Origin of the sequence: Tardiphaga alba (assembly GCF_018279705.1) — a bacterium.
GTDB classification, from domain to species: Bacteria; Pseudomonadota; Alphaproteobacteria; order Rhizobiales; family Xanthobacteraceae; genus Tardiphaga; species Tardiphaga alba.
In genome coordinates, this window is sequence record NZ_CP036498.1 from 4,848,258 (window position 1) to 4,861,505 (window position 13,248).

General features: G+C 62.0%; 12 protein-coding genes and 1 pseudogene. 9 read left to right on the forward strand and 4 right to left on the reverse strand.

The window, feature by feature from the left end; all coding sequences use genetic code 11:
- Positions 1–2 precede the first annotated feature (2 nt).
- From fba to RPMA_RS23265, 7 genes and pseudogenes are all read left to right on the forward strand, one after another.
- The gene (fba, locus tag RPMA_RS23235; RefSeq protein ID WP_211910025.1) at positions 3–1,070 is read left to right on the forward strand and encodes a class II fructose-bisphosphate aldolase; all 1,068 of its coding nucleotides are present in this window, start codon (positions 3–5) and stop codon (positions 1,068–1,070) included.
- A gap of 86 nt (positions 1,071–1,156) precedes the next feature.
- Positions 1,157–1,369 (forward strand): antitoxin MazE family protein, encoded by a 213-nt coding sequence (locus RPMA_RS23240; RefSeq protein ID WP_211910026.1) that lies wholly within the window; start codon positions 1,157–1,159, stop codon positions 1,367–1,369.
- The gene (locus tag RPMA_RS23245) at positions 1,366–1,710 is read left to right on the forward strand and encodes a type II toxin-antitoxin system PemK/MazF family toxin (RefSeq protein ID WP_249225364.1); all 345 of its coding nucleotides are present in this window, start codon (positions 1,366–1,368) and stop codon (positions 1,708–1,710) included. Before RPMA_RS23240 ends, RPMA_RS23245 begins: the two co-directional genes overlap by 4 nt.
- A gap of 28 nt (positions 1,711–1,738) precedes the next feature.
- Positions 1,739–2,776, forward strand: a complete 1,038-nt coding sequence (locus RPMA_RS23250) for a class I fructose-bisphosphate aldolase (protein WP_211910027.1) — start codon at positions 1,739–1,741, stop codon at positions 2,774–2,776.
- 2 nt (positions 2,777–2,778) lie between these two features.
- Positions 2,779–3,456, forward strand: coding sequence for a thiamine phosphate synthase (locus RPMA_RS23255; protein WP_211910028.1), 678 nt, complete (start codon positions 2,779–2,781; stop codon positions 3,454–3,456).
- A 5-nt stretch (positions 3,457–3,461) separates the two neighbouring features.
- A pseudogene (locus RPMA_RS23260) lies at positions 3,462–4,540 on the forward strand (tetratricopeptide repeat protein).
- Positions 4,541–4,664: 124 nt separating this feature from the next.
- The gene (locus tag RPMA_RS23265) at positions 4,665–5,459 is read left to right on the forward strand and encodes an inositol monophosphatase family protein (protein WP_211910029.1); all 795 of its coding nucleotides are present in this window, start codon (positions 4,665–4,667) and stop codon (positions 5,457–5,459) included.
- A gap of 81 nt (positions 5,460–5,540) precedes the next feature.
- On the opposite strand, the gene RPMA_RS23270 is transcribed toward RPMA_RS23265, so the two are convergent.
- Positions 5,541–8,711 carry a multidrug efflux RND transporter permease subunit gene (locus RPMA_RS23270; protein WP_211910030.1) on the reverse strand — a complete coding sequence of 1,057 codons (3,171 nt, stop codon included), beginning with the start codon at positions 8,709–8,711 and terminating at the stop codon, positions 5,541–5,543.
- Between the two features lie 10 nt (positions 8,712–8,721).
- Complete coding sequence (locus RPMA_RS23275; protein ID WP_211910031.1) at positions 8,722–9,936, reverse strand: efflux RND transporter periplasmic adaptor subunit; 1,215 nt, start codon at positions 9,934–9,936, stop codon at positions 8,722–8,724.
- Here RPMA_RS23275 and RPMA_RS23280 point away from each other — a divergent pair.
- Positions 9,926–10,114: a hypothetical protein gene (locus RPMA_RS23280; protein ID WP_211910032.1), complete on the forward strand. Its 189-nt coding sequence runs from the start codon at positions 9,926–9,928 to the stop codon at positions 10,112–10,114. The genes RPMA_RS23275 and RPMA_RS23280 overlap by 11 nt on opposite strands.
- Positions 10,115–10,177: 63 nt before the next feature.
- On the opposite strand, the gene RPMA_RS23285 is transcribed toward RPMA_RS23280, so the two are convergent.
- Positions 10,178–11,206 (reverse strand): SAM-dependent methyltransferase, encoded by a 1,029-nt coding sequence (locus RPMA_RS23285; RefSeq protein ID WP_211910033.1) that lies wholly within the window; start codon positions 11,204–11,206, stop codon positions 10,178–10,180.
- Positions 11,203–12,030 (reverse strand): DUF1295 domain-containing protein, encoded by an 828-nt coding sequence (locus tag RPMA_RS23290; protein ID WP_211910034.1) that lies wholly within the window; start codon positions 12,028–12,030, stop codon positions 11,203–11,205. Before RPMA_RS23290 ends, RPMA_RS23285 begins: the two co-directional genes overlap by 4 nt.
- Before the next feature lie 182 nt (positions 12,031–12,212).
- Between RPMA_RS23290 and RPMA_RS23295 the strand changes: the two genes are divergently transcribed.
- Positions 12,213–13,235 carry a flagellar motor protein MotA gene (locus tag RPMA_RS23295; RefSeq protein ID WP_211910035.1) on the forward strand — a complete coding sequence of 341 codons (1,023 nt, stop codon included), beginning with the start codon at positions 12,213–12,215 and terminating at the stop codon, positions 13,233–13,235.
- Positions 13,236–13,248 lie beyond the last annotated feature (13 nt).

The following is a 13,248-nucleotide window of genomic DNA, read 5'->3' on the forward strand; positions in this document are numbered from 1 at the left end:
GCATGGCCCGTATCACGTTGCGTCAACTGCTCGATCATGCGGCGGAAAACGACTACGGCGTACCGGCCTTCAACATCAACAATATGGAGCAGGCGCTGGCCATCATGGAAGCCGCCAACTCCGTGGATGCGCCGGTCATCATCCAGGCATCGCGCGGCGCCCGCTCCTATGCCAACGACATCATGCTGAAGCACATGATGGACGCCGTCACTGAAATCTATCCCCACATTCCCGTCTGCGTGCATCTCGACCACGGTAATGAAGCCGCGACCTGCATGACCGCGATCCAGGCCGGCTTCACCTCGGTGATGATGGACGGCTCGCTGAAGGCCGATGGCAAGACGCCGGGCGACTGGGACTACAATGTCGGCGTCACCAAGACCGTGACCGACATGGCGCATCTCGGCGGCATCTCGGTGGAAGGCGAGCTCGGCGTGCTCGGCTCGCTGGAGACCGGCGAAGGCGAGGCCGAAGACGGCCACGGCGCCGAAGGCAAGCTGTCGCATGACCAGCTACTGACCAATCCCGACGAAGCCGTGAAATTCGTCAAGGAGACCCAGGTGGACGCGCTGGCGATCGCCATGGGCACCTCGCACGGCGCCTATAAGTTCACCCGCAAGCCGGACGGCGACATCCTCGCTATGAACGTGATCGAGGAAATCCACCGCAAGCTGCCGAACACGCATCTGGTGATGCACGGCTCGTCCTCGGTGCCGCAGGATCTGCAGGACATCATCAACAAGTTCGGCGGCCAGATGAAGCCGACCTGGGGCGTGCCGGTGGCCGAGATCCAGCGCGGCATCAAGCATGGCGTGCGCAAGATCAATATCGACACCGACAACCGCATGGCGATGACCGGCCAGATCCGCAAGATCCTGTCCGAGAATCCCAGCGAATTCGATCCGCGCAAATATCTGAAGCCGGCGATGGAAGCGATGACCAAGCTCTGCAAGCAGCGCCTGCAGGAATTCAACACCGCCGGCCAGGCCAGCAAGGTCAAGCGCGTGCTGACCACTGCGGAAATGGCCAAGCGCTATGCCTCAGGCGAGTTGAACGCCAAGATCGCCTGATCGCGCGCATCCCGCCGGGGATACACGTATGCCTTGCAGGCCAAGGCGACCTTCGCTATGTTACATGTAACGGAGTGGAGGTCGTCATGGCCACAGGCGCAGAACGGGTCCGCAAGCACCGCGAAAAGATGAAGGCCGCCGGCTTGAAGTCGGTGACCATCTGGGTGCCGGATGTAAATTCGCCGGAATACCGGGAAGCTCTTGCGCGCGATATCGCAGCGATAAATGCCAGCGAGAGCGAGCAAGAAATTCTCCGCGAGCTTTCAGATATCGAGATCGAAGGCTGGAAGTGGGAATGAAACGGGGCGATTTGGTTACCGCGGTCCTCGGAAGAGACTACGGCAAACCACGTCCCGCGATCGTTGTTCAAGCGGACATTTGTCTAGAACTTCCGCTCATTACCGTGGTCCCGCTCACGTCGCACTCATTACCGCTAAGCGGCTTACGCATTCTGCTGGAACCGAGCCCCGCCAACGGACTTCGTCAAACGTCCCGAGTTATGATCGACAAGATCAACACTATCCCCGAGAGAAAATTGGTCCTGTTATCGGCTACCTGTCCGATGACGACATGGACCGGGTTAACCGCGCTCTCGCCGTTTTCCTCGGATTTGCCTGACATCCGTCGTTATTGTCCGTAAGAAGCAGCCATCTTTCAGGACCGCTCCGATGAACCTCGCCAATCTCAACAAAATCGCCCGCGCCATGGTTGCGCCGGGCAAGGGCTTGCTGGCTGCGGACGAGTCGTCGGGCACCATCAAGAAGCGCTTCGATGCCATCGGCGTGGCCTCCACCGAGGAGAGCCGCCGCGACTATCGCGAGATGCTGTTCCGCGCCCGCGAGGCCATGAGCAGCGCGATTTCGGGCGTGATCCTCTACGATGAAACGATCTGGCAGGACGCCAAGGACGGCACGCCGCTGGTCAAGCTGATCCAGGACGCAGGCGCCATTCCCGGCATCAAGGTCGATGAAGGCACACAGCCCCTTCCGAACTGCCCGGGCGAGCTGATCACCACCGGCCTCGACAAGCTCGCCGAGCGGCTGCCGAAATATTACGAGCGCGGTGCGCGTTTCGCCAAATGGCGCGCGGTGATCGATATTGGCAAATCTTCTTCAAACAGTCCCATTCCGTCGATGACCGCGATCTCCGTCAATGCCCATGCACTGGCGCGCTATGCGGCGCTGTGCCAGGCCGCGCAGATCGTGCCCATTGTCGAGCCCGAAGTGCTGATGGACGGCGACCACGACATCGATCGCTGCGTCGAGGTCACGACGCGCGTGCTCAACAAGACGTTCCAGGAATTGCGCGTCCAGCGTGTCGCGCTGGAAGGCATGATCCTGAAGCCGAACATGGCCATCGCCGGCAAGAAATCGAATAAACAGGCCGGTGTCAGCGAAGTCGCCGAGAAGACCGTACGCATGTTGAAGAACTGCGTGCCCGCTTCCGTGCCCGGCATCGCCTTCCTGTCCGGCGGCCAGTCGGATGAAGATGCCACCGCGCATCTCGATGCGATGAACAAAATCGGCGGACTGCCCTGGCCGCTCACCTTTTCTTATGGCCGCGCGTTGCAAGCTGCGCCGCAGAAAGCATGGGCTGGCAAGGCTGAGAATATCCAGGCCGGCCAGAACGCATTCACTCATCGCGCGCGGATGAATTCGCTCGCGGCATCCGGCACATGGACTGCCGAACACGAAAAGGCTGTATGATCTTGGCTGCGAAACCTCCAGCGCCCCCCGCTCCGCGGCTTTATCTCTCGACGCCCGTGATTGAAGACCCGGCCGCGTTGGTCGGCACGCTGTCCGCCCTGCTCGGCAAGGCTGATATCGCCGCCGTGCTGCTGCGCCTTGCGCCATCCGATCCGCGCAGCCTCACCACACGTATCAAGGCTGTCGCGCAGGTTGTCCAAAATGCCGATGCCGCGCTGCTGGTCGAAGGCCATGCGGATCTCGTCGCCCGCGGTGGCGCCGATGGCGCACATCTGCCGGGCCTGGCGCCGATGCAGGAGGCCTTGCCATCGCTGAAGCCCGACTGGATTGCTGGCTGCGGCGGGCTGACGACGCGGCACCATGCCATGTCGGCCGGCGAAGCCGGTGCTGACTACGTGCTGTTCGGCGAGCCCGACGCCAAGGGCCAGCGCCCGTCCGCAGATGCCATTGCCGAACGACTGGAATGGTGGGCCGAACTGTTCGAGCCACCATGCGTCGGCTATGCGGCTTCGCTCGAGGAAGCCGAACAGTTTGCTGCCGCCGGCGCGGATTTCGTGCTGGTCGGCGATCTGATCTGGAACGACAAGCGCGGCACTGCTGCCGCACTCGTCGATGTCGAACAGGCGATCAAGCAGGGCCATGCCGCTCTTCTCGAACGCCTCAAGGCAGCACAGGACTAAGTGACGTGAAGACGCTGCGCGCATTTCTGCTGACGACCGGATGCCTGCTGACAACGGCGGCTTCCGCGCAGATGTCGCTGACTCCTCCAGCCACGCAGACACCGCCTGGCCAGAGCAAGGCTGCGCCGAAACAGCCGCCGGCCAAAGCGCCCGCAAAGGCGCCGGAGGCGGCGAAGAAAGCCCCTGACGCCGCCAAGAAGGCAGCGCCGGCGAAGCAGCCTGAGAAAGCGGAAGAGCCCGTCGATCCCCGCGCCGATCTGGTCTACGGCGCCTATCAGCGCGGCATGTACAAGACGGCCCTCGACCTCGCCACCAAGCGCGCCACGGAGAACAACGATCCGAAGGCGATGACCATGCTCGGCGAACTCTATTCCAACGGCATCGGCATCAAGCGCAACTATCAGCAGGCCGCCGAGTGGTACAAGCGCGCCGCCGACCGCGGCGACCGCGAGGCGATGTTCGCGCTGGCCATGCTGCGCATCTCTGAACGCACCAATCCGGGCGGTCGCGACGAAGCCGTGAAGCTGTTGGCGTCCTCCGCCAAGCTCGGCAATCCCAAGGCCGCCTATAATCTCGCGCTGCTTTATCTCGACGGGCAGACCCTGCCGCAGGACGTCAAACGCTCGGCCGAATTGCTGCGGCAAGCCGCAGATGCCGGCAACGCCGAAGCGCAATATGCGCTGGCGACCTTCTACAAGGAGGGCACCGGCGTCGAGAAAGACATCAACAAGGCAGTTCGCCTGCTGCAGGCGGCGTCGATGGCCGACAATGTGGACGCCGAGGTCGAATACGCCATCGCGCTCTATAACGGCACGGGAACCTCGAAAAACGAGGCCGCGGCCATCACCCTGCTCCGCAAGGCTGCCCGGCAGAACAGTCCGATCGCCCAGAACCGCCTCGCCCGGGTGCTCGCCATGCGCACAAATACCGATGACCGGCTGGAGGGCCTGCGCTGGCATATCGTCGCCAAGACCGCCGGCAAGGGCGACCTGATGCTGGACGAGCTGCTGTCCGGCGCCAGCCCCAGGAGCGCGCCCAGGCCCAGCAAGCCGCCAGCAAATGGCTCGGAAGTACCCTGAAATGACCGAGACGGCCCGTAGGGTGGGCAGAGCGATCCACCCTTGACGCGATGGCCCCCAGAGGGCACCCATCGCCCCTAGCAACCCCCATTCTGAAGACCTGACGCCAGGTCGTCGCGAGACGAGATCATGATCAATTCGGCCCTTATGAACGTCATGGTGAAGGCCGCCCGCCGCGCCGGCCGCAGCCTCAAGCGTGACCTCGGCGAGATCGAGCATCTGCAGGTCTCCCTGAAGGGCCCCGCCAACTTCGTCTCACTCGCCGACAAGCGCGCCGAGGAGATGCTCTATACGGATCTCAACAAGGCCCGCCCCGGCTATGGCTTCCTCGGCGAGGAAGGCGGCACCCGCGAGGGCACCGACAAGAGCCACACCTGGATCGTCGATCCGCTCGACGGCACCACCAATTTCCTGCACGGCATCCCGCAATTCGCCATCTCGATCGGCCTCGCACGCGAAGGCCAGATCATTGCCGGCGTGATCTACAATCCCGGCAATGAAGAACTCTACATGGCCGAGAAGGGCGCCGGCGCCTTCCTGAACGACAGCCGCCTGCGTGTCGCCGGCCGCCAGCAGTTGCATGATTGCGTCATCGCCTGCGGCCTGCCGCATATCGGCCGCGGCGACTTCGAACTGTCACGCAACGAAATGGCCGCCCTTCAGCCCAAGGTCGCCGGCCTCCGCCGTTTCGGCGCTGCTTCGCTGGATATGGCCTTTGTCGCGGCTGGTCGTCTCGACGGTTACTGGGAGCGCAACCTGCAGCCCTGGGACGTCGCGGCCGGCATTATCATGATCAAGGAAGCCGGCGGCCTCGTCAGCGACATCGATGGCGGCGACCTGCTGAAGACCGGCGATGTGGCATGCGGCAATGAAGTCGTCCACAATTCGCTGGTGAAAATCCTGCGGCCGCTGTCGCGGAAGTAAGCGCATCCGCCCCTGTGGCGGTCGATAAAAGCAAAAAGCCCGGATGGCATCGCCATCCGGGCTTTTTTGTTTCAGCTCACGTCAGCCATGCGAGGGAGACGGCGTTGCGGCCGGTTCGATCTTGTCCGCGCCTTGCTTCTGATCGCCCGGCGTCGGCTTGTCCGGCGAGAACATGCGCTGCACGGCGACGAAGAACACCGGCACGAAAATCAGCGCCAGCACCACCACCGCCAGCATGCCGCCGACCACGCCGGTTCCCAGCGCCTGCTGGCTGAGACCGCCGGCACCAGTCGAAATGGCCATCGGCAAGACGCCGCAGATGAAAGCGACGCCGGTCATCAGGATCGGGCGGAAGCGCAGGTGGCACGCTTCCATTGTCGCATCCACCAAAGACTTGCCATGGGCCCGCAGATCCTTGGCGAATTCCACGATCAGAATGGCGTTCTTCGCGGAAAGGCCGATGATCGTAATCAGGCCGACGGTGAAATAGACGCCGTTCGGCATGTCGCGCAGGCTCGAGGCAAGGACCGCGCCGATGATACCAAGCGGCACCGTCATGATGACCGCGACCGGAATGGTCCAGCTCTCATACAGCGCAGCGAGGATCAGGAAAACGACCAGCGCAGATAGACCGAGCAGCAGCGGCGCCATCGAGCCCGACAGCTTCTCCTGCAGGGATTGTCCCGTCCATTCATAGCCGAAGCCGCGCGGCAATTTGCCGGCCAGACGTTCCATCTCCTTAATGGCATCGCCCGACGTGAAACCGTCTCGTGCTTCGCCCGAGATGCGGACCGCTGGATAGTAATTGAAGCCGGTAATCTGCGTCGGCCCCTTATCCCATTGCAACGTGGCGAAGGATGAGAACGGCACCAGTTGGCCGCGGCTGTTCTTGACGTTGTAGTTCAGAATGTCCTCGGCATTCATCCGGCTCGTAGCATCCGACTGCACGACAACGCGCTGCATGCGGCCGCGATTGGGGAAGTCGTTGACGTAGTTGGAGCCGAGATTGGTCGAGATCGTGTTGTTGATATCCTCGAAGGTAACGCCGAAGGCACCGGCTTTCTCACGGTCGATGTCCAGATTGACGATCGGCGCGGGCGGCAAGCCTTCGACATAGACCTTCTGCAGAATCGGACTGGCATTCGCCGCCGCGATCAATTGATCCGAGGCCGCATTCAGCGCCGGAATGCCCTTTTGGCCGCGATCCTGTAGACGGAAGCTGAAGCCCGACGAGTTACCGAGATTGTCGATCGGCGGTGGCTGCAGTGCCGAGATTTTCGCATCGCGGATCGTCGTCGACAGGCTCTTGTTGATGTCATCAACCAGAGCTGCGGCTGAATCCTTTGCGGGGCGTTCGGACCAATCCTTGAGGGTGATGAAGGCCTGCGCCGTGTTCATGCCCTGGCCGAGGAAGCTGAAGCCGGTCAGGAACACCACGTTCTCAATGCCGTCACGCTTTGCGAGGAATTCCTCAACCTGCTTGATCGCAGTTTCAGTGCGGCCGAAGGAGGAATCCGACGGCGTCTGCACGTCAGTCGTGATGAAGCCCTGATCGTCGATGGGCAGGAAGCCGCCCGGCATGCGCGTGAAGCCCCAACCGAGACCGATCAGGAGCGCCACATAAACCAGCAGCATGCGACCGGTGCGCGACAGCGACCAGCGCACCGAGCCGGTATAGCGATCGCGCACATTATCAAGCCCTCGGTTGAACCAGCCGAACAGGCCGGTATACGAGTTGCCATGACCTTCCTTGATCGGCTTGAGCATGGTGGCGCAAAGGGCCGGAGTCAGCGACAGCGCCAGCAAAGCCGAGAAGGCAATGGCGGTGACCATCGTTACCGAGAACTGGCGATAGATGATGCCGACCGAGCCCGGGAAGAACGCCATCGGGACGAACACGCCGATCAGCACCAAAGTGACACCGATGATCGCGCTGGTGATCTGCGTCATCGCTTTTCTGGTGGCTTCCTTCGGCGGCAGCCCTTCCTCGCTCATGATGCGTTCGACGTTTTCAACCACCACGATGGCGTCATCCACCAGGATGCCGATCGCCAGCACCATGCCGAACATGGTGAGCATGTTGATGGAATAGCCGACCGAGAGCAGCACCGCGCATGTGCCGGCGAGCGCAACCGGAACCGTGATGATCGGGATCAGCGTGTAGCGCAAATTCTGAAGGAACAGGAACATCACGATGAAGACGAGGACCACGGCCTCGATCAGCGTGTGGATCACCTTGGTAATTGCCGCAGTGATCACCGGCGTGACGTTATAGGGAATCTCGTAAGTGATGTTGGCCGGGAAGAAGTTGGACAGCTCCTTCATCTTGGCTTCGATGGCACTGGCCGTCGCCAGCGCATTGCCCTTCGGTGACATCAGCACCGATAGGCCCGCCACCGACTTGCCGTTCAGGCGTGTGTTGAACTGATAGCTGAAGCCGCCGACCTCGACCCGCGCGACATCGCGCAGGCGCACGGTCGAGCCATCGGAATTGGCGCGCAACACGATCGCACCGAATTCCTCCGGTGAGGTCAGCTGGCCTTTTACGAGAACCAGCGACGATGTCCGCGTCGTTGCGGTCGATGGCTCTGCACCGACACTGCCAGACGCGACCTGGGCATTCTGGGCCGCGATGGCCTTGTTGACGTCTTCGGAGGTGAGTTGATAGCCGACCAGCTTGGCCGGATCGACCCAGACGCGCAGCGAGCGTTCGGTCGAATACAGTGACGCACGGCCGACGCCGGGAATACGCCGGATTTCGCCGAGCACGTTGCGGATCATGAAATCGCCGAGCCCGACCTCGTCGAGGCTGCCATCGGTCGATGAGATCGTGATGATGTTGAGAACGGCGGCGGAAGCTTCCTCGACGAGGATACCCTGCTTGATCACCGCACGCGGCAGGCGCGCTTCGACGCGCTTCAGACGGTTCTGCACTTCCACCGATGCCTGGCTGGTATCGGTGCCCGGCTGGAAATTGGCGATGATTTCGACGGCGCCCAGCGAGTCACTGGTGGACTCGAAGTTCAGAATGCCCTGCGCGCCGTTCAATTCCTCTTCAATGATGCGCGTAACGCTGTTGTAGAGGTTCTCCGGCGATGCACCGGGATAGCTGGTCGAGATCGAAATCGACGGCGGCGCGATGATCGGATACTGCGCAATGGGCAGTTGCGGAATCGCGATCGCACCGAACAAGCAGATGAAAAGCGCGACGACCCAGGCAAAAATCGGCCTGTCGATGAAAAAACTCGGCATGTCTATCTACTCAGGGCCGCGCCTGCGTCGTCTTCTGCCCGTCCGGCGGAAGATTGCTGGCAAGGTTCGGATCGGTCCATTTCACGGTCTTCACCTTGTCGCCCGCGGCAAATTTCTGGAAGCCCTCGACGACGATTTTCTCGCCGCCCTTGAGGCCTTCCGTCACGAACCAGAGGCCATTCTGCACCGCGCCGGTCTTGACCGTCTGCACCGCGACATGACCGTCGCTCTTGACGACGAACACTTCGGCGCCGCCACCGCCATTGCGCTGGACCGCCTGCTGCGGAACGGCGATGGCGTCGGTATCGATGCCCTGCTCGATCTGCACGCGGACATACATGCCGGGCAGCAGCTCACGCTTCGGATTGGGGAACTCGCCGCGCAGGGTCACCTGGCCGGTGAACGTATCGACCTTGGCTTCCGAGAACAGCAGCTTGCCGACCAGCGGATAGGTCGAGCCATCGTCGAACACCAGACGCACCTTGGCAGCGTCGGGCGCGATGCGCTCGAGATCGCCGGTCTCGAACGAGCGGCGCAGATTGTTCAATTCCGACACCGACTGGGTGAAGTCGGCATAGATCGGATCGAGCTGCTGGATGGTGGCGAGATTGGTGGTGTCGTTCTGGGCGATCAGCGTGCCTTCGGTCACCAGCGCGGCACCGACAATGCCATCGATGGGCGCACGGATGGTGGCGTAATCGAGATTGAGGCGCGCACGCGCGACATCGGCCTTGCGTGCGGCGATTTCGGCCTGCGCCTGACGCTCGGCGCCGATCGCACGCTCGCCTTCGGCTTCCGACACGGCCTTTTGCTGTGCCAGGCCGGAAATACGCTTCGCCTGCATTGCGGCGAGATCAAATGCGGCCTCGGCCTTGTTCAGCGAGGCCTTTGCGGCTTGCAGTTCCACTTCGAACGGCTTCGGATCGATGCGATAGAGCGTGTCGCCCGCCTTCACCTCCGTGCCCTGATGGAAGGCACGTTCGATGATGATGCCGGATACGCGCGAACGCACGTCGGCCACGCGCGTCGGTGCGATACGGCCGGGCAATTCGCGCACAATGGCGCGTGCCTGCTGCTTCACCGTGACGACGCTCACCTCGACCTCCGGATTTTCCGCAGGCGCTGCCGCCACGGCATCCTTGGGCTCGTTGCATCCCGCGAGAACAGGCGCGAGTCCTGCCAGCAGAAGCGCGAAGCCTGCAGCCCGTGCACTCATGATCGTCATCGATTCCGATTTCCCAATTTGCAATTCGAACATGCATCGACGGCTGCGCAGGATATTCGCCCAAAATATTCGCCTTGGGCGCGCAGACGGATTTATCGAACGTGATGAGGGCAAAATAAAAACAGCCCTGCTGCGGCGCAATACATATCGTGGCGGCGCATTGCCACACACACTATAGCATTGATGTCGCAGGTCCTTTCGCGCCTCACGCGAACGTGAATCGGATGGAACTCACGAGAACTTAGTTAACGGCGGTCATGCGGTAGTGGCTGACGCCCCATTCGCTGCCATCAGCGAATCCGAACAGGCCAGACGTTGCGAGAAAGAACCAGCGCCACCGCCGCATCCACAGCGCGGTCTCACGCCCATAGATGGGGCGCAGAATGCCTTCGATCTCGTCATGGTGGCGATCGAAATTGTCCAGCCAATCATTTGCCGTGCGGGCATAATGCGTGCCGCTCCAGGCCCACTCCTTCTCGACAGCGAAGATGTCGGAATATTGCCGGATCAGATGATGGCTCGGCATCACGCCGCCGGTGAAGAAATGCTGCGCTATCCAGTCTTCCTTGTCGTTCCGGTCGAACAGATAGGTGCCGGCGCGATGGGTGAAGATGTGCATGAAGAAGCGACCGTCGCGCTTAAGCCATGAGCGCACGCGCGTCATCAATTCGCGCCAGTTCATCATGTGCTCGAACATCTCCACCGAGACGATGCGATCGAATGTCCCGTCCGGCTGGAAGACGTTCATGTCCTTGGTGATCACATGCAGATTGGACAGCCCGCGCGACGCCGCCTCGCTTTCGATGTGAGCGCGCTGCGATGCCGAGTTCGAAACCGCAGTGATGCGCGCATGCGGGAATTGTCGCGCCATCCACAGCGACAGCGAGCCCCAGCCGCAGCCGAGTTCGAGGATGGATTGTCCATCGTGCAGGTCGGCATGCTCCACCGTCTGCCGCAATGCTTCTTCTTCGGACTCCTGCAACGTCGAGGCCGGCTCCTTGTAGAAGCAGCTCGAATATTTGCGGTTCGGCCCGAGCACCAGCGCAAAGAATGCGGCAGGCACCTCGTAATGCTGCGTATTGGCTGCATCGGTATGTTCGGCCACCGCGAGCAACGCCATTTCACGCGCGAAAGCCGCATCGGTATCGGCGTTGCTATCGGCCAGCTTCAGCGCGGTGCGCGCGCACAGTTGCTGGATGCCGGCGCGGATCACGGCATCCGGCAACGGGACGCGCTCCGCCGTCTCGATCACACGCGCAACGAAGCTCATGAAGCTGCTCCCTGATGCCCGGAATGAGTTCGTGGTGGCAATGGAAAGAACACGCTGGTGCGCGCCTGATAGGCGCGATAGCGATCGCCGCGCGATTTCATCATCTGCTCTTCCAGCGGCGGCACACCTGTCACGTGGCGCAGGATCCAGTACATGAAGATCGGCGCCAGCAGCGTCGCGAGGCTCCACGGATAATCGACCGACAGAGCGATGACGGGATAGGCCAGCCATCCCAGCCATTCGAAGAAATAGTTCGGATGCCGCGACCAGCCCCACAGGCCGGCATCGCACACCTTGCCCTTGTTGGCGGGATCGGAGCGGAAGGCTTTCAGCTGCCTGTCCGCCAGCGCCTCGCCGGCAATGCCGGTGAACAGGATCAGCGCACCGAGATAATCCTGCACCCGAAGTGCGTCTGACGGAAAACGGGACGCGACGAAGATCGCGAACACCAGCGGGATCGAACCGAGCGCCTGATTCTGCAGGAACAGAAACATCTTTCGCGGCGAATCGGCGCCCCACTCGGCCGCAAAAGCGGCGTAGCGCGGATCGTCCGCGATGCCTGCGCTGCGCATGGCGATATGTGAGCCCAATCGCACTGACCAGGTGACCACCAGCGCGGCCACCAGCCATTGCCGGGCATTCGGCGCTGCATCCGCCAGCGGCCACAGCGCTGCGCCTGCACCGACGATGCCGAGCGAAAAGGTCCAGATCGTATCGACCCAACCGGAGTTGCCGGTGCGTTGCTGCACCACCCAGGCAAGTGCCATGAGCAGCGACAGTGCAACTGCAATCGCCAGCAGCGCCCCCAAGTATACAATCGTCATCGAAGGCCCCGTAAACGGCTCAATACAAAGGTGTTTTACAAATACGCAGGGCATCAAACCCGGTTTCACCCTGAAGTTCCGCGCCGCATGGTGGATTCCGCGGTATCCGATCTTTTTTTGTCGCTCGGCTGTGCCATATTGCTCGCCTGACCTTGATCCTCTCCCAAGCAGATGAAGCACCCATGGCGACAGCACCCTCTTCCCGCTCTGCGATGGAGATCGAACTGACCAAGCTGTCCTCGCCGGGAATTTTTCTATTCCGGATGATGGTGTTTCTGGTGCTGGGCGGACTGATCGCCGCGGTCCTGTACAAACAGATCGTCACCGCCTTCTTTGCCAATCCCGGGCTGAATGCGCTGATCGGCGGTGTGCTTCTGATCGGCATCATCCTGTCATTCCGCCAGGTGATACGCCTCTATCCCGAAGTGCGCTGGGTCAACGGCTTCCGGATTTCCGATCCCGGCCTCGTGCAGGATCGCCGCCCCGTCTTGCTGGCGCCGATGGCCGCGATCCTCGGCGGCGAGCGCTCGGGCCGCATGTCGATCTCGCAGCAGACCATGCGGCACCTGCTCGATTCGATCGCCACGCGCCTGGACGAGGCCCGCGACATTTCGCGCTACATGACCGGCCTGCTGGTGTTTCTCGGCCTGCTCGGCACGTTTTGGGGCCTGATCGAAACTGTGGGCTCGGTCGGCAAGGTCATCGAGGGCCTGAAGGTCGGCGGCGATTCCGGCTCGCTGTTCGATACGCTGAAGGAAGGCCTCGCCGCGCCGCTGAGCGGCATGGGCATCTCGTTCTCGTCCTCGCTGTTCGGCCTCGCCGGCTCGCTGATCCTCGGCTTCCTCGACCTGCAGTCGAGCCAGGCGCAGAACCGGTTCTATACGGACCTCGAAGACTGGCTGGCTTCCACCGTGACGGAATATTCCGGCACGCCCGCGATCGTCGCCGGGGCACCTGCCGCTGCTGCTGTCGCTTCGCCTGACCTGCTCGATGCCATCGAACGGCTGCGCCGATCGGTCGAGGACAACGGCAATCGCAGCACCACGACGGCGATGGCCAACCTCGCCGATGCGATCCAGGGCCTGGTCGCGCATATGCGCAGCGAGCAGGAAATGATCCGCGAATGGGCCGACAGCCAGGGCGAACAGAGTAAAGAGATCAAGAAGCTGCTGGAACGCATCGCGCGCCAGCCGGAAAAGAGCTGATCGCACAGCCGTG